This is a genomic window from Enterobacter cloacae complex sp. SHL020 (assembly GCF_049236945.1).
Lineage (GTDB): Bacteria > Pseudomonadota > Gammaproteobacteria > Enterobacterales > Enterobacteriaceae > Enterobacter > Enterobacter dykesii.
Genome location: NZ_JBMKJF010000010.1, coordinates 95,790 through 115,161 on the forward strand (window position 1 = coordinate 95,790; position 19,372 = coordinate 115,161).

Here is a 19,372-nt window from a genome sequence, read left to right on the forward strand (position 1 = left end):
AGCCAACGCAGTGGCGGCCCAAAAGCCGACGAAGATTAAGCGATGGTACGCTGAATTTCGATGATCTCGAACACTTCGATCATATCGCCAACGCGAACGTCGTTGTAGTTCTTCACGCCGATACCACATTCCATGCCGTTACGGACTTCGTTAACGTCATCTTTGAAGCGGCGCAGGGATTCCAGCTCGCCTTCGTAGATAACCACGTTGTCACGCAGGACGCGGATTGGGTTGTGACGCTTGATGTTACCTTCGGTAACCATACAGCCCGCGATCGCACCGAATTTCGGTGATTTGAACACGTCACGTACTTCAGCCAGACCGATGATCTGCTGTTTCAGCTCAGGAGACAGCATGCCGCTCATCGCTGCTTTCACTTCGTCGATCAGGTTATAGATGACGGAGTAGTAACGCAGATCCAGGCTTTCAGCTTCAATCACTTTACGCGCGGATGCATCCGCACGAACGTTGAAGCCAACCAGGATAGCGTTGGAGGCAGCAGCCAGGGTTGCGTCGGTTTCGGTGATACCACCTACGCCAGAACCGATGATCTTCACTTTCACTTCGTCGGTAGACAGTTTCAGCAAGGAGTCGGAGATCGCTTCCACAGAACCCTGAACGTCAGCTTTCAGAACGATGTTCACTTCGTGAACTTCGCCCTCGGTCATGTTGGCAAACATGTTCTCGAGTTTAGATTTCTGCTGGCGAGCCAGTTTAACTTCACGGAATTTACCCTGACGATACAGCGCAACTTCACGCGCTTTCTTCTCGTCACGCACAACGGTCACTTCGTCACCGGCAGCCGGAACACCGGACAGACCCAGGATTTCAACTGGAATGGACGGACCTGCTTCCAGTACCTCCTGGCCCAGTTCGTTACGCATCGCACGGACGCGACCGTATTCGAAACCGCACAGAACGATATCGCCTTTATGCAGTGTACCTTCACGAACCAGAACGGTAGCAACCGGGCCACGTCCTTTATCCAGGAAGGATTCGATTACCGCGCCGCTCGCCATACCGTTACGGATGGCTTTCAGCTCAAGAACTTCGGCCTGCAGCAGGATCGCGTCCAGCAGTTCGTCGATACCGGTACCCGCTTTCGCAGACACGTGTACGAACTGGCTTTCGCCGCCCCACTCTTCCGGCAGAATACCGTACTGGGAAAGTTCGTTTTTAACACGATCGGGATCCGCTTCTGGCTTATCGATCTTGTTAACTGCAACCACAACCGGCACACCTGCTGCTTTCGCGTGCTGGATAGCTTCGATGGTTTGCGGCATGACGCCGTCGTCCGCCGCAACAACCAGAACAACGATATCCGTCGCCTGAGCACCACGAGCACGCATTGAGGTAAACGCGGCGTGGCCTGGGGTATCCAGGAAGGTGATCATACCGTTGTCAGTTTCTACGTGGTATGCACCGATGTGCTGGGTAATACCACCCGCTTCGCCAGAGGCAACCTTGGTAGAACGAATGTAGTCAAGCAGAGAGGTTTTACCGTGGTCAACGTGACCCATGATGGTCACTACCGGTGCGCGTGGTTCAGCCGCAGCGCCAGTATCACGGTCGCTCATTACTGCTTCTTCCAGCTCGTTTTCACGACGCAGGATAACTTTGTGGCCCATCTCTTCCGCAACCAGCTGTGCAGTTTCCTGATCGATCACCTGGTTGATGGTCGCCATAGCGCCCAGCTTCATCATCGCTTTGATGACCTGAGAGCCTTTAACCGCCATCTTGTTCGCCAGTTCGCCAACGGTAATGGTTTCGCCGATCACAACGTCACGGTTAACGGCCTGAGCCGGCTTCTGGAAGCCCTGCTGCAGCGCGGAACCTTTACGCTTACCGCCTTTACCGCCGCGAACAGCAGCGCGTGCTTCTTCACGGTCAGCTTTAGATTCAGCGTGCTTGTTGCCTTTTTTCGCCGGACGCGCAGCTTTTGCATTACGGCCACGGCCACGACCGCCTTCAACTTCACGGTCGTTATCATCTTCAGCCTGACGCGCATGCTGAGAAGTGGTCACGTGATAGTCGCTGGTGTCTTCAGTCGGCTCAACGGTATTCACACCATTCTTCTCGTTTTCTTCTGCCATGCGGCGCGCTTCTTCGGCGACGCGGCGAGCTTCTTCTTCCAGCTTACGGCGGGCTTCTTCTTCCGCTTTACGCTTCAGCTCGGCAGCTTCATTTTCACGGCGGGCTTTTTCAGCCTGGGCGGTTTTGGTCATTTCGTCTGTCTGTTGATTGCTCACTTTGTCTTTTTCCGCAGCGTCACGCTTCACTTTATCACTTGCGTCGCGTTTCGCTTTTTCTGCGGCCTCACGTTCAGCTTTTAATTCTGCTTCACGTTTGGCGGTTGCTTCCGCCTCACGCTGAGCTTGTTCTTCCGCTTCACGCTGTGCCTGCTCTTCCGCGGCAAGGCGCTCTGCCTCTTGCGGATCACGTTTTACAAAGGTGCGCGTCTTGCGGACTTCAATTTGGACCGATTTGCTTTTGCCACCGGTACCAGGGATGTTTAACGTACTACGCGTTTTGCGCTGCAGCGTTAACTTGTCAGGCGTAGAACCGTGTTCACGGTTCAGGTGCGTTAACAAGGTTTGTTTTTCTTGCGCGGTCACCGAGTCATCAGCGGACTTCGGGATCCCTGCATCAGCAAATTGCTGTACCAGGCGGTCCACGGAGGTCTGAATCTCAGCAGCCAGCGATTTTACAGTTACATCAGTCATGCTGTTCCTTCCTGCTACAGTTTATTACGCTTCGTCGCCGAACCAGCAAATATTACGTGCGGCCATGATGAGCTCGCCGGCTTTCTCGTCGGTTAAACCTTCGATATCAGCCAGGTCATCAACGCCTTGCTCAGCGAGATCTTCCAGCGTACAAACACCACGGGCAGCCAGCTTGAACGCAATCGCACGATCAAGACCTTCCAGATTCAGCAGGTCATCAGCCGGCTTTTTGTCGCCAAGGCTTTCTTCCTGAGCCAGTGCCAGGGTGGTCAGTGCGTTTTTAGCGCGTTCACGCAGGGCTTCAACGGTTGGTTCATCCAGACCGTCAATTTCCAGCAGCTCTTTCATTGGCACATAGGCCAGTTCTTCCAGCGTAGAGAAACCTTCTTCAACCAGAACAGTGGCGAAGTCTTCGTCAATATCCAGGTATTTAGTGAAGGTATCGATCGCCGCATGGGCTTCAGCCTGATGCTTAGCCTGCAGGTCATCAACGGTCATTACGTTGAGTTCCCAGCCGCTCAGCTGTGACGCCAGGCGTACGTTCTGACCGTTACGGCCAATTGCCTGCGCCAGGTTGCCCGCTTCAACAGCGATATCCATGGTGTGTTTGTCTTCGTCAACAACGATAGACGCCACATCAGCTGGAGCCATTGCGTTGATCACGAACTGCGCCGGGTTGTCATCCCACAGAACGATATCAATACGTTCGCCGCCCAGCTCAGTAGAAACGGCCTGGACACGCGCACCGCGCATACCGACGCAAGCACCGACCGGGTCGATACGCTTGTCGTTGGTTTTCACCGCAATTTTCGCACGGGAGCCCGGATCGCGAGCCGCCGCTTTAATCTCGATAACTTCTTCACCGATTTCCGGCACTTCGATACGGAACAGTTCTACCAGCATTTCTGGTTTAGAACGGGTCACGAACAGCTGTGCACCACGCGCTTCAGGGCGAACGGCGTACAGAACACCGCGAATACGGTCGCCTGGGCGGAAGTTTTCACGCGGCAGCATATCTTCACGCAGGATCACGGCTTCAGCGTTACCCGGCAATCCTTCGGATTTGATCTCCAGGGAGATGTTGTCGCGGTTCACTTTCTTCACCACGCCGGTGATGATTTCGCCTTCCTGATCGCGGAACTGATCGACAACCAGCGCGCGCTCGGCTTCGCGCACTTTCTGCACGATAACCTGTTTAGCCGTCTGGGTCGTGATACGGTCAAAGGTGACAGATTCAATCTGATCTTCAACGTACTCGCCCACGTTCAGACTTTCGTCTTCAAAACGGGCAGCTTCCAGCGTGATCTCTTTGGTCGGCTGGGTCACTTCTTCAACGATTACCCAACGACGGAATGTATCGAAGTCACCGCTTTTACGATCGATTTCTACGCGAACATCGATCTCTTGTTCGTATTTTTTCTTGGTTGCTGTAGCCAGTGCACTTTCCAGCGCTTCGAAAATCTTCTCACGCGGCAGTGATTTCTCGTTGGAGACGGCTTCAACAACAGCCAAAATTTCTTTGTTCATCGCGGGCTTTTCACCTCAATCCAGACTGTTAAAAGTGGGGAACCAGGTTCGCCTTCTGGATATTACTCAGCGCGAACACTTCATCTTTGCCTTCGACTGTCACCGTGATCATTTCACCATCAACGGCTTTGATAATTCCCTGCCATTTACGGCGGTTCTGTACGGCCATACGCAGAACGAGAGCCACTTCTTCACCGGTAAAGCGCACATAGTGCTCGGCCGTGAACATCGGGCGATCGAGGCCAGGTGAGGAAACTTCCAGGTTGTACGCAACGGTAATCGGGTCTTCAACATCAAGAACCGCACTCACCTGGTGGCTGACATCAGCACAATCATCAACATTGATGCCATCTTCACTATCAATATAGATGCGCAGCGTCGATGTACGGCCGCGAACGAATTCGATGCCGACCAGTTCGTAGCCCAGTGCTTCGACCGGTGCAGTAATCATCTCTGTTAATTTTTGCTCTAATGTGGACAAGCCCACCCCCAAGACATAAAAAAAGGGCGTAAAGCCCAGTTATTCTGTAGTCAGATAACAAAAAACCCCGATAAATCGGGGCTTTAGATAACTGAACCCTATAGCCACAACTGTGGCCTGGAGCACTTTCCGAAAGAATTTTTTCAAATCCAGCTACGAAGGCTCTAAGTCTTCACAGTATATTTGAAAAAGAACTTTATGGGAAAGTGGTTGCGGGGGCCGGATTTGAACCGACGACCTTCGGGTTATGAGCCCGACGAGCTACCAGGCTGCTCCACCCCGCGCCTGAAACGTGGCAAATTCTACGCGTTTTGGACAGAATTTGCAAATAATGCTGGGATTTGGTACCGAAGACGGGACGTAAAATCGGCGTTTAGTATATTGATAGTTGACCCCACCTGTCAAGGCGACTTCCGCCAGATCGATTAGACCAAAATTTTTACAAAAAACGCACGACTCTCTTCCGGTCTTCGCCAAAAGATGATTAAATGAATACTCACTTATTTTGCATAAAAATGCACAAGAGAGCGAAAGCGGTCTCTAATCAGTCAATCAAGCAGGGTTTTATTCTATGACGACGATTCTCAAGCATCTTCCGGTAGGACAACGTATTGGCATCGCTTTCTCAGGCGGCCTGGATACCAGCGCTGCACTGCTGTGGATGCGCCAGAAGGGAGCGGTTCCGTATGCCTATACTGCGAACCTGGGTCAGCCGGATGAGGACGACTATGATGCCATTCCTCGTCGCGCTAAAGAGTATGGTGCAGAGAACGCGCGCCTGATTGACTGCCGTAAGCAACTGGTCGCTGAAGGTATCGCAGCTATTCAGTGCGGTGCGTTCCATAACACCACCGGCGGTCTGACCTATTTCAACACCACCCCGCTGGGCCGTGCGGTCACCGGTACCATGCTGGTTGCGGCGATGAAAGAAGACGGTGTTAACATCTGGGGTGACGGCAGCACCTATAAAGGTAACGATATTGAACGTTTCTATCGTTATGGCCTGCTGACCAACGCCGAACTGCAGATTTACAAACCGTGGCTGGATACCGACTTCATTGACGAGCTGGGTGGCCGTCATGAAATGTCCGAATTCATGATTGCCTGCGGCTTCGACTATAAGATGTCAGTTGAGAAGGCCTACTCCACCGACTCCAACATGCTGGGTGCGACGCACGAAGCGAAAGACCTGGAATTCCTGAACTCCAGCGTGAAGATCGTTAACCCGATCATGGGCGTGAAGTTCTGGGACGAGAACGTCAAAATCCAGGCTGAAGAAGTGACCGTACGTTTCGAACGCGGCCATCCGGTTGCGCTGAACGGTAAAACCTTCTCTGATGATGTTGAGCTGATGCTGGAAGCGAACCGTATTGGCGGTCGTCACGGTCTGGGTATGAGCGATCAGATTGAAAACCGTATCATCGAAGCGAAAAGCCGCGGCATCTATGAAGCCCCGGGAATGGCGCTGCTGCACATCGCTTACGAGCGTCTGCTGACCGGCATTCACAACGAAGACACCATCGAGCAGTATCACTCTCATGGCCGTCAGCTGGGTAAACTGCTGTATCAGGGCCGCTGGTTCGATCCACAGGCGCTGATGCTGCGCGATGCGCTGCAGCGTTGGGTGGCAAGCGCGATCACCGGTGAAGTAACGCTGGAACTGCGTCGCGGTAACGACTACTCCATCCTGAACACCGTGTCTGACAACCTGACCTACAAAGCAGAGCGTCTGACCATGGAGAAAGGTGAATCCGTGTTCTCACCGGACGATCGTATTGGTCAGCTGACCATGCGTAATCTGGACATCACCGATACCCGTGAGAAGCTGTTCAACTATGTTGAGAACGGTTTGCTGTCAGCCAATTCAGGTAACGGCCTACCGCAGGTTGAAAACCTGGAACACAGCGATAAAAAGTAACCGCGAGTATAAAATGCAAAAGGCGTCCGATGGACGCCTTTTTTGTGGGCTTTTGTCGGGCCGATAAGCACAACGCCATCCACCACTTTGCCCGCCACACACAATCTACAAACGAAAAAAAAGACGTCTTTCGACGTCTTTCTTCTGGAATATTGGTACCGAGGATGGGACTCGAACCCACAAGCCCGTTAGGGCACTACCACCTCAAGGTAGCGTGTCTACCAATTCCACCACCTCGGTACAGAATACTTAGTGCGGGATATCGCTGGTTGGCTTAGCCGGTGCAGCTGGCTGAGTCTGCTCAGTTTTCGCTGGCGCGCTCAGATTTTCCCACTCGCTTCCTTTGCTGGTCTTGTTGCTGTTGATATTGCCAAGCACCAGACTGATGATGAAGAACAGCGTAGCCAGAATCGCCGTCGTACGGGTCATGAAGTTCGCAGAACCACTTGAACCGAACAGCGTACCGGAAGCGCCTGCTCCGAAGGAGGCTCCCATATCAGCGCCTTTACCTTGCTGCAGCATAATCAGCGCTACGAGAGCGATGGCTACAATAAGGAAAACAACTAAAAGAGCTTCGTACATAATCAACCTGTTCCTTGCGGATTTGCCGCATACCAATGCTTCGACCAATTAGCAGGATTTTTGTTTCCCACTGAAGCGGGTGTGAATACTAACCAAAGCGAATGACCTTCGCAAGGGCATTTTTGACGCATTGTATCAACTGCGGAAAAAAACAGCAAAAAGCCATTAATTGCTTAAAACAAAGGCGACAAAAGCCGCCTTTTTATACATTTAGCGTGCACAATTATGCAGCTTTAACAGCATCCGCAATACGGTGCGCAAATTCGGTGACCTGCGCTTCGTCTTCGCCTTCTACCATCACGCGGATCAGCGGTTCGGTACCGGACTTACGCAGCAGCACGCGTCCACGATTGCCCAGCGCCGCTTCAACGTCAGCCATCACCGCTTTGACGTTCTCATTTTCCAGCGGATCGCCTTTGCCGGCAGTGAAACGTACGTTTACCAGGATCTGTGGGAACATTTTCATTCCGCTGCACAGATCGTGCAGGCTCATATGGTTACGCGCCATTGCGGCAACCACCTGCAGCGCGGCCACGATACCGTCACCGGTGGTGGTTTTATCAAGCAGGATCACGTGACCCGAGTTTTCTGCGCCGATGCGCCAGCCCTTCTCCTGCAGTTTTTCCAGCACATAGCGGTCACCCACTTTCGCGCGGACAAACGGAATACCGAGCTGTTTCAGCGCCAGTTCCAGGCCCATGTTACTCATCAGCGTGCCCACCGCACCGCCGCGCAGCTGGCCCTGACGCAGGCCCTCACGGGCAATGATGTAGAGGATCTGATCGCCGTCGACCTTGTTACCTTCGTGGTCGACCATGATCACGCGGTCACCGTCGCCGTCCAGCGCAATACCCAGGTCGGCTTTCTCTGCCAGAACACGCGCCTGCAGGGCACGAACGTCAGTTGCGCCGACCTGTTCGTTAATGTTCAGACCATCCGGCTCGCAGCCAATAGTGATGACTTTCGCACCCAGTTCGCGGAAGACATTCGGGGCGATGTGATAGGTCGCGCCATTAGCACAGTCCACCACAATTTTGAGGTGAGCCAGGCTCAGCTCATTCGGGAAGGTGCCTTTACAGAATTCGATATAACGGCCCGCCGCATCAACGATACGGTTCGCTTTACCCAGCTCTGCGGAATCAACGCAGGTGATCTCTTTTTCCATTTCGGCTTCAATGGCTTCTTCCACGTCATCCGGGAGCTTGGTGCCGTCAATGGAGAAGAATTTAATGCCGTTGTCGTAGAACGGGTTGTGAGAAGCTGAAATGACAATCCCCGCTTCCGCACGGAAGGTGCGCGTCAGATACGCGACTGCAGGTGTCGGCATCGGGCCCGTAAAGGACGCAGACAGTCCGGCCGCCGCCAGACCCGCTTCCAGCGCGGACTCCAGCATATAGCCGGAAATACGGGTGTCTTTACCGATAATGATCTTACGGGAACCATGACGCGCCAGCACTTTGCCAGCAGCCCAGCCGAGCTTCAGGACAAAATCAGGGGTGATGGGAGCATCGCCTACACGCCCACGGATACCATCGGTACCAAAATACTTACGATTACTCATAGCGTTTGTTTTCCTTCGCTGCCAGTGTGGCTTCCACCACACGCATGGCTTCTACTGTTTCTTTGACGTCATGGACACGAATAATGTGCGCACCCTGCATCGCCGCAATCACTGCGCAGGCCAGGCTGCCGCTCAGGCGTTCGCTCGGCCCCACGTTCAGCAACTGCCCAATCATCGACTTTCTCGACATCCCCACCAGTAACGGCAGGCCAAAATGATGGAATTCCGACAGGCGCGCAAGCAACGCATAATTGTGGGAGAGATTTTTACCGAAACCGAACCCCGGGTCGAGCAGCAATTTCTCTTTTGGGATACCTGCACGTTCACAGCGTGCAATATGCTCAATAAAGAAGCGATTCACGTCGGCAAAGACATCATCATACCTCGGTGCTTCCTGCATGGTTTTTGGTTGACCCTGCATGTGCATCAGGCATACCGGTAACCCGGTCTCTGCCGCGGCTTCAAGTGCGCCAGGCTCGGTGAGCGAGCGAATATCATTGATAATGTGAGCGCCCACTCTCGCCACTTCACGGATCACTTCGGGTTTAGAGGTATCAACGGAGATCCATACTTCAAACCGCTGCGCGATAGCTTCAACCACCGGCACCACGCGCGCCAGCTCTTCTTCCACAGACACGTCCGCCGCACCAGGACGCGTCGATTCGCCGCCCACGTCAATAATGGTGGCACCCGCATTAATCATTAAATTCGCGTGCTTAACCGCCTCGATAAGCGTGTTATGCGTGCCGCCGTCAGAGAAAGAGTCAGGGGTAACATTCAGGATCCCCATCACATGGGGATGTGAAAGATCGAGATGCGAGTCCTGAGCGAATAATTTCATGGCGAAATCCCTGGTATCTATATCGTTAAACAGAAATGAAAAACCCCGGAGCAAGCTCCAGGGTTTGAGGTACAGACAAACGCTTCAACAGCAGTGGCTTACTTATCGCCCAACTGTTCTGACATGGTGTTGCCCGGATTTGGCGTACGCGGTTCATCAACCGGACGCGGCGCACGCGGGGTGCCATTGTTGTCAGAATTATTGGAAGCGCCTGGGTCTTCCCAGCCTGCTGGCGGACGCACTTCGCGGCGCGCCATCAGGTCGTCAATCTGTGGTGCATCGATGGTCTCATATTTCATGAGCGCATCTTTCATCGAATGCAGGATGTCCATATTGTCGTTCAGGATCTGGCGTGCACGTGCGTAGTTACGCTCTACCAGAGATTTTACTTCCTGGTCGATGATACGAGCCGTCTCATCGGACATATGTTTCGCTTTAGCCACAGAACGGCCCAGGAATACTTCACCCTCTTCCTCTGCATACAGCAGCGGACCGAGTTTGTCGGAGAAGCCCCACTGCGTCACCATGTTACGCGCCAGGTTTGTCGCAACTTTAATGTCGTTGGACGCACCGGTAGAAACATGTTCCACACCGTAGATAATCTCTTCTGCCAGACGACCACCGTACAGGGTCGAAATCTGGCTTTCCAGCTTCTGACGGCTGGCGCTGATCGCATCGCCTTCAGGCAGGAAGAAAGTCACACCCAGCGCACGACCGCGCGGAATAATCGTCACTTTATGCACCGGATCGTGTTCCGGCACGAGGCGACCGATAATCGCGTGACCCGCTTCGTGGTATGCCGTGGACTCTTTCTGCGCTTCCGTCATCACCATGGAGCGACGTTCCGCACCCATCATGATTTTGTCTTTCGCTTTCTCAAACTCCACCATAGATACGACGCGCTTGTTACCGCGAGCGGCAAACAGAGCAGCTTCGTTGACCAGGTTCGCCAGGTCCGCACCGGAGAAGCCCGGAGTACCGCGCGCAATGATTGCCGCGTCGATATCTGGCGCCAGCGGTACGCGACGCATGTGAACTTTCAGAATCTGTTCACGACCGCGAACGTCCGGCAGACCCACAACAACCTGACGGTCGAAACGGCCTGGACGCAGCAGCGCTGGGTCAAGTACGTCCGGACGGTTAGTCGCCGCGATAACGATGATACCTTCGTTACCTTCGAAGCCGTCCATCTCAACCAGCATCTGGTTCAGCGTCTGTTCACGTTCATCGTGACCACCGCCCAGACCTGCGCCACGCTGGCGGCCTACGGCGTCGATTTCATCGATGAAGATAATGCACGGTGCTGCCTTCTTGGCCTGCTCAAACATGTCACGCACACGAGATGCACCGACACCCACGAACATTTCAACGAAGTCAGAACCTGAAATAGTAAAGAACGGCACCTTCGCTTCACCCGCAATGGCTTTCGCCAGCAGGGTTTTACCGGTACCCGGAGGGCCAACCATCAGCACGCCTTTCGGGATCTTACCGCCCAATTTCTGGAAACGGCTCGGTTCACGCAGGTATTCAACCAGTTCACCTACCTCTTCTTTCGCTTCGTCACAACCGGCGACGTCAGCGAAGGTGGTCTTGATCTGGTCTTCCGTCAGCATACGCGCCTTGCTCTTACCGAACGACATGGCACCTTTGCCACCGCCGCCCTGCATCTGGCGCATAAAGAAGATCCAGACGCCAATAAGAAGCAGCATCGGGAACCAGGAAATGAAGATAGAAGCCAGCAGGCTTGGTTCTTCTGGCGGCTCGCCAACTACCTTGACGTTTTTGGTCAGAAGGTTATCAAGCAGCTTAGGATCGTTCACCGGGATGTAAGTCGTGTAACGGTTACTATCTTTCTTGGTAACGTTGATCTCACGTCCGTTGATACGCGCTTCGCGAACCTGGTCCTGATTGACCTCCTGCAAGAAGGTAGAATAATCCACCTTGCGGCCATTCGACTCGCTGGGCCCAAAGCTCTGGAATACTGACATCAGCACAACGGCAATGACCAGCCAGAGTATTAGGTTTTTCGCCATGTCACTCAAGGGATTAACCTCATATTACAACTGTGTTAAAAACAGCGTCAGGATACTCTATATCCAGTTTCATTCAAACTTTCGCCTGAAATCTACCGGTTATCATTTTCGCCCGGTCGCTACAATATACACTTCTCGGGAACGGGCCCGGGAAGAGTCCGGCTTACGAACTTTAACCTTCGCAAACAGGGAGCGAATTTCCTTAAGATACTCCTCGAAACCTTCGCCCTGAAACACCTTCACAACAAAACTACCACCAGGCGCTAGTACATCACGACACATTTCTAACGCTAGCTCCACCAGATACATGGCGCGGGGGATATCCACCGCCGGTGTTCCACACATATTTGGTGCCATATCTGACATGACAACCTGGACCTTACTGTCACCTACACGATCAAGTAACGCTTTCAGCACTAATTCATCACGAAAGTCGCCCTGAAGGAAGTCGACACCGACGATGGGATCCATTGGTAAAAGATCGCACGCGATGATTCGGCCCGTTCCGCCGATCTGCGTTACCGCATACTGGGACCATCCGCCAGGTGCCGCACCGAGGTCAACAACCGTCATCCCCGGCTTAAAAAGTTTGTCACTTTGCTGTATTTCATCAAGTTTAAACCAGGCACGGGAACGCAACCCCTTTTTCTGTGCCTGTTGAACATATTTATCGCTAAAGTGTTCCTGAAGCCAGCGGCTGGAGCTGGCAGAACGCTTTTTACCTGTCATTTAACATTTCCGTCCTGGTTCATCGTTACCTGCCTGTGACGTAAATTTCTACGCAGCTATTTGGCGATATAAGGGAGATGGCGGTAGAATGAACCGTTTTCAATCCCAACGTAAGCAAAAATATACGATGAATCTGAGTACTAAACAAAAACAGCACCTTAAAGGTCTGGCACATCCGCTCAAGCCTGTAGTGATGCTTGGCAACAATGGTTTGACCGAAGGGGTGCTTGCCGAGATTGAACAAGCGCTGGAACACCACGAGCTGATCAAGGTGAAAATCGCCTCTGAAGACAGAGACACTAAAAACCTGATCGTGGAAGCCATCGTGCGCGAAACCGGCGCCTGTAATGTACAGGTCATCGGTAAAACGCTGGTGCTCTACCGCCCATCTAAAGAGCGTAAAATCTCGCTGCCACGCTAAGGATATCCTGAATTAAACACATTTTCTGTGTGAAACGAGGGATTTCTGTCAGCAGGCGAGCAAAATGCCATGCTCCTTGAGTTGATAAAAGGCCGCTATGCGGCCTTTTTCTTTTCTTTACAATGTATCAACATCTTAGTAGAGAAGCGAATTACAGGTATTCAACCTTGATAATTTCGTATTCCACTTCACCGCCAGGGGTGCGGATGGTGACAACATCGTCCTGCTCTTTGCCAATCAGGCCGCGAGCAATCGGGGAGTTCACTGAAATCAGGTTCTGTTTGAAGTCTGCCTCATCATCACCCACGATGCGATAGGTCTGCTCTTCGTCGTTGTCCAGGTTCAGGACGGTAACGGTAGAACCAAAAATCACACGCCCGTTGTTAGGCATTTTGGTGATATCGATAACCTGTGCATTGGACAGTTTTGCCTCGATATCTTTAATACGCCCTTCACAGAAACCCTGCTGCTCACGCGCGGCGTGGTATTCAGCGTTCTCTTTCAGGTCGCCATGCTCGCGCGCATCCGCGATAGCGGCGATGATTTCAGGGCGACGCACGGATTTCAGGAAATCCAGCTCTTCGCGCAGTTTTTCGGCACCACGTAAGGTCATCGGAATAGCTTGCATTTGTTATACCTCTTAAACATTCCTGTTGGGAGCAGTGTTCCCTGCTCCTGCCCACCTAAGCGGGCAAGAAGCAAAAAGAAAACCGACCCGGGAGCAATGCCCCAGGTCAGCAGCAATTTTTCAATTTGATATGCATTTTACCGCGAAGTTCACTATGGGTCATCGTTTACTTTGCAGTGCCATGCACCGTAGTATGACGGTTTGTTTTCGGGTTGTTAGCGCGAGATTATGCGATTTTCCAGATTTATCATCGGATTGACTACCAGTATAACGTTCACCGCCCAGGCCGCGAATGTTGATGAGTACATTAATCAGCTCCCCGCAGGCGCGAACCTTGCTCTGATGGTGCAGAAGGTTGGCGCACAGGTTCCCGAGATTGACTATCACAGTCAACAGATGGCGCTGCCTGCCAGTACCCAAAAGGTGATCACTGCCCTCGCCGCCCTGCTCCAGCTCGGTCCTGACTTCCGTTTTACTACCACACTCGAGACCAAAGGTAACGTCGAGGGTGGCGAACTGAAAGGCGATCTTATCGCCCGTTTTGGCGGCGATCCGACCTTTAAGCGCCAGGATATCCGCAATATGGTTGCGGTACTGAAAAAATCTGGCGTGCAGAAAATTGATGGCAATGTGCTGATCGACACGTCCATTTTTGCCAGCCACGATAAAGCCCCAGGCTGGCCGTGGAACGACATGACCCAATGTTTTAGCGCCCCGCCCGCCGCCGCGATTGTTGACCGTAACTGCTTCTCGGTTTCTCTTTACAGCGCGCCAAAGCCAGATGATTTAGCGTTTATCCGCATAGCGTCCTACTACCCGGTCACCATGTTTAGCCAGGTTCGCACGCTGGCGAAAGGCTCCCCGGATGCGCAATATTGTGAGCTTGACGTCGTGCCAGGCGATCTTAACCGCTTCACGCTTACCGGCTGCCTGACGCAGCGCGCCGATCCGCTGCCGCTGGCCTTTGCGATACAGGATGGTGCAAGCTATGCGGGTGCCATTCTGAAAGATGAGCTGAAACAAGCGGGCATAACATACACCGGCACGCTGCTTCGCCAGACGCAGGTTAATCAGCCCGGCACGGTCATCGCCAGCAAACAGTCTCCTCCGCTGCACGATTTACTGCGAATCATGCTGAAAAAGTCGGACAACATGATTGCCGACACCGTGTTCCGCATGATTGGCCACGCGCGTTTCGGCGTGCCGGGAACCTGGCGCGCGGGTTCAGACGCCGTTCGTCAGATCCTGCGCCAGCAGGCCGGGATCGAGCTGGGCAATACCATCGCCGTCGATGGCTCCGGATTATCGCGTCATAATTTGATCTCGCCGGCCACGATGATGCAGGTGCTTCAGTACATTGCACAGCATGACACTGAACTAAACTTTATTTCAATGCTACCGCTGGCCGGGCATGACGGTTCGCTGCAGTACCGCGCAGGGCTTCACGCCGCGGGCGTGGATGGCAAAGTCTCCGCGAAAACAGGCTCACTGCAGGGGGTTTATAACCTTGCAGGCTTCATCACTACCGCCAGCGGACAGCGCATGGCATTCGTGCAGTATCTTTCCGGCTATGCCGTCGAACCGACCGACCAGCGCAATCGTCGTATTCCGCTGGTTCGCTTCGAAAGCAGGCTTTATAAGGACATCTACCAGAATAACTAGCGATGAAACTACTTATAGTTGAAGACGATCTGTTATTGCAGGAAGGGCTGGCGCTGGGGCTGGCCAATGAAGGGTATGCTCTCGACTGTGCTGGCACCGCAGCGGAGGCGGACTCTCTGATCCAGAGCGGCGAATACAGTCTGGTGATCCTCGATTTGGGCTTACCTGATAAAGACGGCGCCACGCTGCTCAGCCAGTGGCGACGCCGCGGTATTGCCAACCCGGTGTTGATCCTGACGGCACGCGATGCCATTGAGGATCGTATCACCGGCCTTGATGCAGGCGCAGATGATTACCTGGTGAAGCCTTTTGCGCTCGCGGAGCTGCAGGCCCGGGTACGAGCGTTGATTCGCCGCTATCAGGGCCATAGTGATAACTTGCTGACCGACGGCGATATTACGCTGAATTTGCAAACCCAGCAGGTGCTGCGTCAGGATCAGGCGGTAGAGGTGACGCCAAAAGAGTTCGCCCTGCTTACGCGTCTGATCATGCGCAGCGGGCAAACGGTGCACAGAGAGACGCTCCAGCAGGATATCTACTCCTGGCAGGACGATCCCGGCTCAAATACCCTTGAAGTTCACATTCATAACCTGCGTCGCAAGCTCGGCAAGGACAGAATCAAAACCGTCCGTGGCGTTGGCTATCGCCTTGAGAGCCAAAAATGAACAGCATGCGTCGGCGTTTGATGGTGCTGCTGGCGGTCATTCTCTTATTTTTCCAGCTGATAAGCGTCATCTGGCTGTGGCATGAAAGCCGTGAGCAGATTGGTTTTCTGGTGAATGAAACGCTGTCGGCAAAAGCCCGCAATAACCATGTCGAGAAAGAGATCCGCGAAGCGATTGCTTCCCTTCTCGTCCCTTCTCTGGTGATGGTAGGCTTTACGCTGTTTTTCTCTTTCTGGGCAGTCACCTGGATAACCCGACCGCTGAATAAACTGCGTGACAGCCTTGCTAACCGTTCGGCGGATAACCTAACACCGCTTCCCATGTATTCCGACATGGAAGAAATAGGCGCGGTGACAACCTCCCTGAACCAGCTGCTCGCCCGGCTGGACAATACCATTCAGCAGGAGCGTCTCTTCACCGCTGACGCCGCGCATGAGCTCCGAACGCCCCTTGCCGGTATCCGGCTCCATCTGGAGCTCATGGCGCAGTCAGGCGCACCACAGGCCGCGACGTTAATTAGCCGTATCGATCAGCTCATGCATACCGTTGAGCAGCTGCTGATGCTGGCCCGTGCCGGACAGGCAATGGCCAGCGGACACTACGAAACCGTGAGCTGGACGGAAAATATCATTGAACCTCTCGGCCTGGGCCATGAAGCCAAAGAACATACGGTGATTTGGCCCGCTAAAAGCGCGCTCACGGTTCAGGGAGACGCCGTGCTCCTGCGTCTGATGCTGCGCAACCTGCTGGAGAATGCCGGGCGCTACAGCCCGGCAGGGACAACGATTACGGTGACATTAACCGGGGTCGACGGGGGGACGCAGATTAGCGTGATCGATCAGGGGCCCGGTATTAATGACGCGCACCGACAGTCAATTACCGAGCCATTCCGCCGTCTTGACCAGCGCTACGGTGGCAGCGGTCTGGGGCTGAGTATCGTGCAGCGCATCGTGCAGCTCCACCACGGCAGGCTGACGCTTGAGAACGGCGCTGAAGGTGGTTTGATCGCCAGCTGCTGGCTGCCCGCAACGCTGGAATAAAAAAAGCCCCCATAATGGGGGCTTCGGACAGATATTAGTGCTTGTAGATGAACTCGACGCCTTCTTCGTCGTCTTCATCCCAGTCATCGTCCCAGTCTTCATCATCGTCTTCCGCTTCCAGCTCTTCGAGCTGCTGGCGGTGGTAGTCATCCCACATGAATTCGACTTTTTCAGGCTGTTTCGCTTCTTCCGCCTGCACGATTGGGTTCTCGATGATGAAGGTCATCACATCCCAGCACAGATCTTTCACGCCAACCTGGCTTGCCGCAGAGATCAGGTAGTATTTATCTTCCCAACCCATCGCTTCAGCAATCGCTTTGGCTTTCGCTTCCGCTTCGGCTTTGTCCATCAGGTCGATCTTATTGAAGACCAGCCAGCGTGGTTTATTCGCCAGTTTTTCGCTGTATTTTTCCAGCTCACCGATGATGATACGGGCGTTTTCAACCGGATCGGAACCATCGATAGGATCGATATCGATAAGATGCAGCAGCACGCGGCAACGCTCAAGGTGTTTCAGGAAGCGAATACCCAGACCCGCGCCTTCCGCAGCGCCTTCAATCAGTCCCGGAATATCGGCAACCACAAAGCTCTTCTCGTTATCCATACGGACAACGCCCAGGCTTGGTACCAGCGTGGTAAACGGATAGTCCGCCACTTTTGGTTTCGCCGCAGAAACGGCGCGAATGAACGTCGATTTACCGGCGTTTGGCATACCCAGCATGCCCACGTCTGCCAGAAGCATCAGCTCCAGCTGCAGATCGCGCTTATCGCCCGGCGTACCCATCGTTTTCTGACGCGGAGTACGGTTAACGGAGGATTTGAAACGGCTGTTACCCAGACCGTGCCAGCCGCCTTTAGCCACCATCAGGCGCTGACCGTGTTTGGTCATGTCACCCATGGTTTCACCGGTTCCCTGGTCAATCACACGCGTACCGACCGGAACTTTAATAGTGACATCTTTACCGCGTTTCCCGGTACAGTCACGGCTCTGGCCGTTCTGGCCACGTTCAGCGCGGAAGGATTTCTCGAAACGGTAGTCGATCAGCGTGTTGAGGTTCTCATCCGCCTCCAGCCACACGTCACCACCATCCCCGCCGTCGCCGCCGTCAGGACCGCCACGTGGGATATACTTTTCACGGCGGAAGCTTACGCAACCATTGCCGCCATCACCAGCCACGACCAGGATCGTCGCTTCATCAACAAACTTCATTTTACTCTCCGTAACTCATTCGCCTGAGCGGGGGACTACTACAACCGCTTCATTTTTGCGCCAACGTCCCCAAAGACGATGACCAATGGCGGAATACATCGCGCCCGCAACCACGACAAACGCACCGAGATAACCCAACAGGTTGAGCATCGGTCTGACGAAGACATCGGGCCAGGCCATTGATAACAAATCTGAAAATAACAGCGTAAACAGCGGAGTAAGCGTAATTAACGCGCTCACCTGTGCTGCCTGCCAGCGCGCCATCGCTTCGGCCAGCGCGCCATAACCGACCAGCGTGTTCAGCCCACAAAAAATGAGGCACGCCAGTTGCCAGTCGCTAAGCTGGGAAATCACACCCGGCTTTGCTAATGGCAGCAATGCCATTGTACACAAAGTGTACAGCAAAAAGAGGATCTGCTGTGAGGCAAGACGACGCAATAACACCTTTTGCGCGACGCCATAGCTCACCCAGACCGTTGCCGCCCCCACACCAAAAATTACACCCCATGTGTAATCCGTCAGGCGGGTAAAAATCTCTATCAGACTGGTATTGAAGAACATCACCAGACCGCACAGCAGCATGCTCGCCCCGATAATCTGCGTACCGCGCATCTTCTCCTTGAGGATAAAGACGCTGGCGACCATCATGCCCACAGGTGAAAGCTGACCTATCACCTGCGACGCCGTGGGGCTGAGATATTGCAGGGAAGAGCTGAACAGGATGAAGTTACCGAACAGACCGCCCGTCGCGATAGCCAGTAATACCAGCCAGCGCGGTTTGCGGAAGAGCCGCAAGGGAGGAAGCTTACCTTTGATAGCCAGAATGGCCCCGAGGCCGATGCTTGCCATCAGAAAGCGATAAAAGACCACCGTAGGCGGCTCCATCACTTCCAGTACCTGCTTCATTGCAATTGGCAGCGCACCCCAACACATTGCGGTAGTGAGCGCCAAAAGAATACCAATGCCGGCCTGCTGCTTCATGCCCGTTTTCCCTACAGAAAAAATTACCGGGTTTCCAATGTAAAAAGCCCCGCAACAGGTTGCGGGGCTTTAATCCGTTACCGGACCGAGAAAACCTTACTCAGCAACGATGCTGATGTATTTACGGTTGTTCGGGCCTTTAACTTCAAATTTCACTTTACCGTCTGCTTTAGCAAACAGAGTGTGGTCACGACCGCAACCTACGTTGTTGCCAGCGTGGAATTTGGTACCACGTTGACGAACGATGATGCTACCAGCCAGAACGGATTCGCCACCGAAACGCTTAACGCCAAGGCGTTTAGCTTCTGAATCGCGACCGTTACGTGTGGAGCCGCCAGCCTTTTTATGTGCCATTTAAATCTCTCCTCAG

At 53.5% G+C, this 19,372-nt stretch carries 17 protein-coding genes and 2 tRNA genes; 5 read left to right on the forward strand and 14 right to left on the reverse strand.

Going from position 1 to position 19,372, the window contains the following annotated elements:
• Nucleotides 1-35 precede the first annotated feature (35 nt).
• The 4 genes from infB to ACOTZB_RS19700 form a co-directional block, all read right to left on the reverse strand.
• The gene (gene infB / locus ACOTZB_RS19685; RefSeq protein ID WP_421628267.1) at nucleotides 36-2,723 is read right to left on the reverse strand and encodes a translation initiation factor IF-2; all 2,688 of its coding nucleotides are present in this window, start codon (nucleotides 2,721-2,723) and stop codon (nucleotides 36-38) included.
• 24 nt (nucleotides 2,724-2,747) lie between these two features.
• Nucleotides 2,748-4,250: a transcription termination factor NusA gene (gene nusA / locus ACOTZB_RS19690; protein WP_029739628.1), complete on the reverse strand. Its 1,503-nt coding sequence runs from the start codon at nucleotides 4,248-4,250 to the stop codon at nucleotides 2,748-2,750.
• 28 nt (nucleotides 4,251-4,278) lie between these two features.
• On the reverse strand, nucleotides 4,279-4,731 hold the full coding sequence (rimP, locus tag ACOTZB_RS19695; RefSeq protein WP_014833432.1) for a ribosome maturation factor RimP: 453 nt from the start codon (nucleotides 4,729-4,731) through the stop codon (nucleotides 4,279-4,281).
• 207 nt (nucleotides 4,732-4,938) lie between these two features.
• Nucleotides 4,939-5,015: transfer RNA gene (locus tag ACOTZB_RS19700), tRNA-Met, on the reverse strand.
• Between the two features lie 287 nt (nucleotides 5,016-5,302).
• Here ACOTZB_RS19700 and argG point away from each other — a divergent pair.
• Nucleotides 5,303-6,649 carry an argininosuccinate synthase gene (gene argG, locus ACOTZB_RS19705; RefSeq protein ID WP_023309336.1) on the forward strand — a complete coding sequence of 449 codons (1,347 nt, stop codon included), beginning with the start codon at nucleotides 5,303-5,305 and terminating at the stop codon, nucleotides 6,647-6,649.
• Nucleotides 6,650-6,802: 153 nt separating this feature from the next.
• Here the strand turns inward: argG and ACOTZB_RS19710 are convergent.
• From ACOTZB_RS19710 to rlmE, 6 genes are all read right to left on the reverse strand, one after another.
• Nucleotides 6,803-6,889, reverse strand: a tRNA-Leu gene (locus tag ACOTZB_RS19710).
• A 9-nt stretch (nucleotides 6,890-6,898) separates the two neighbouring features.
• Complete coding sequence (gene secG, locus ACOTZB_RS19715; protein ID WP_023309338.1) at nucleotides 6,899-7,231, reverse strand: preprotein translocase subunit SecG; 333 nt, start codon at nucleotides 7,229-7,231, stop codon at nucleotides 6,899-6,901.
• Between the two features lie 223 nt (nucleotides 7,232-7,454).
• Nucleotides 7,455-8,792 carry a phosphoglucosamine mutase gene (glmM, locus tag ACOTZB_RS19720; protein ID WP_023309339.1) on the reverse strand — a complete coding sequence of 446 codons (1,338 nt, stop codon included), beginning with the start codon at nucleotides 8,790-8,792 and terminating at the stop codon, nucleotides 7,455-7,457.
• Nucleotides 8,785-9,633 (reverse strand): dihydropteroate synthase, encoded by an 849-nt coding sequence (gene folP / locus ACOTZB_RS19725; protein WP_047650924.1) that lies wholly within the window; start codon nucleotides 9,631-9,633, stop codon nucleotides 8,785-8,787. Before folP ends, glmM begins: the two co-directional genes overlap by 8 nt.
• Before the next feature lie 98 nt (nucleotides 9,634-9,731).
• Complete coding sequence (gene ftsH, locus ACOTZB_RS19730) at nucleotides 9,732-11,666, reverse strand: ATP-dependent zinc metalloprotease FtsH (protein ID WP_010436002.1); 1,935 nt, start codon at nucleotides 11,664-11,666, stop codon at nucleotides 9,732-9,734.
• A 102-nt stretch (nucleotides 11,667-11,768) separates the two neighbouring features.
• A complete protein-coding gene (gene rlmE / locus ACOTZB_RS19735) occupies nucleotides 11,769-12,395 on the reverse strand; it encodes a 23S rRNA (uridine(2552)-2'-O)-methyltransferase RlmE (RefSeq protein ID WP_003861812.1) in 627 nt (208 codons plus the stop codon).
• A gap of 127 nt (nucleotides 12,396-12,522) precedes the next feature.
• Here rlmE and yhbY point away from each other — a divergent pair, with 127 nt between their 5' ends.
• Nucleotides 12,523-12,816: a ribosome assembly RNA-binding protein YhbY gene (yhbY, locus tag ACOTZB_RS19740; RefSeq protein WP_003861814.1), complete on the forward strand. Its 294-nt coding sequence runs from the start codon at nucleotides 12,523-12,525 to the stop codon at nucleotides 12,814-12,816.
• Between the two features lie 151 nt (nucleotides 12,817-12,967).
• Here yhbY and greA read toward each other — a convergent pair whose 3' ends face one another.
• Nucleotides 12,968-13,444, reverse strand: coding sequence for a transcription elongation factor GreA (gene greA / locus ACOTZB_RS19745; protein WP_014171793.1), 477 nt, complete (start codon nucleotides 13,442-13,444; stop codon nucleotides 12,968-12,970).
• A 228-nt stretch (nucleotides 13,445-13,672) separates the two neighbouring features.
• Here greA and dacB point away from each other — a divergent pair, with 228 nt between their 5' ends.
• Genes dacB through pmrB form a run of 3 tightly spaced genes read left to right on the forward strand, consistent with a single transcriptional unit; the run spans nucleotide 13,673 to nucleotide 16,811 of the window.
• Nucleotides 13,673-15,106, forward strand: coding sequence for a serine-type D-Ala-D-Ala carboxypeptidase (gene dacB / locus ACOTZB_RS19750; protein ID WP_193805570.1), 1,434 nt, complete (start codon nucleotides 13,673-13,675; stop codon nucleotides 15,104-15,106).
• Nucleotides 15,107-15,108: 2 nt separating this feature from the next.
• Nucleotides 15,109-15,771: a two-component system response regulator PmrA gene (gene pmrA / locus ACOTZB_RS19755; RefSeq protein WP_023333595.1), complete on the forward strand. Its 663-nt coding sequence runs from the start codon at nucleotides 15,109-15,111 to the stop codon at nucleotides 15,769-15,771.
• On the forward strand, nucleotides 15,768-16,811 hold the full coding sequence (gene pmrB, locus ACOTZB_RS19760) for a two-component system sensor histidine kinase PmrB (protein ID WP_421628271.1): 1,044 nt from the start codon (nucleotides 15,768-15,770) through the stop codon (nucleotides 16,809-16,811). Before pmrA ends, pmrB begins: the two co-directional genes overlap by 4 nt.
• A 34-nt stretch (nucleotides 16,812-16,845) precedes the next feature.
• Here pmrB and cgtA read toward each other — a convergent pair whose 3' ends face one another.
• The 3 genes from cgtA to rpmA all read right to left on the reverse strand — a co-directional run bounded on the left by cgtA (nucleotide 16,846) and on the right by rpmA (nucleotide 19,356).
• Entirely contained in the window at nucleotides 16,846-18,021 is a 1,176-nt protein-coding gene (cgtA, locus tag ACOTZB_RS19765) for an Obg family GTPase CgtA (protein WP_045403536.1), read from the reverse strand.
• Between the two features lie 15 nt (nucleotides 18,022-18,036).
• Complete coding sequence (locus ACOTZB_RS19770; RefSeq protein ID WP_252046929.1) at nucleotides 18,037-19,002, reverse strand: DMT family transporter; 966 nt, start codon at nucleotides 19,000-19,002, stop codon at nucleotides 18,037-18,039.
• A 96-nt stretch (nucleotides 19,003-19,098) separates the two neighbouring features.
• Nucleotides 19,099-19,356: a 50S ribosomal protein L27 gene (gene rpmA / locus ACOTZB_RS19775; RefSeq protein ID WP_004385076.1), complete on the reverse strand. Its 258-nt coding sequence runs from the start codon at nucleotides 19,354-19,356 to the stop codon at nucleotides 19,099-19,101.
• Nucleotides 19,357-19,372: the final 16 nt, after the last annotated feature.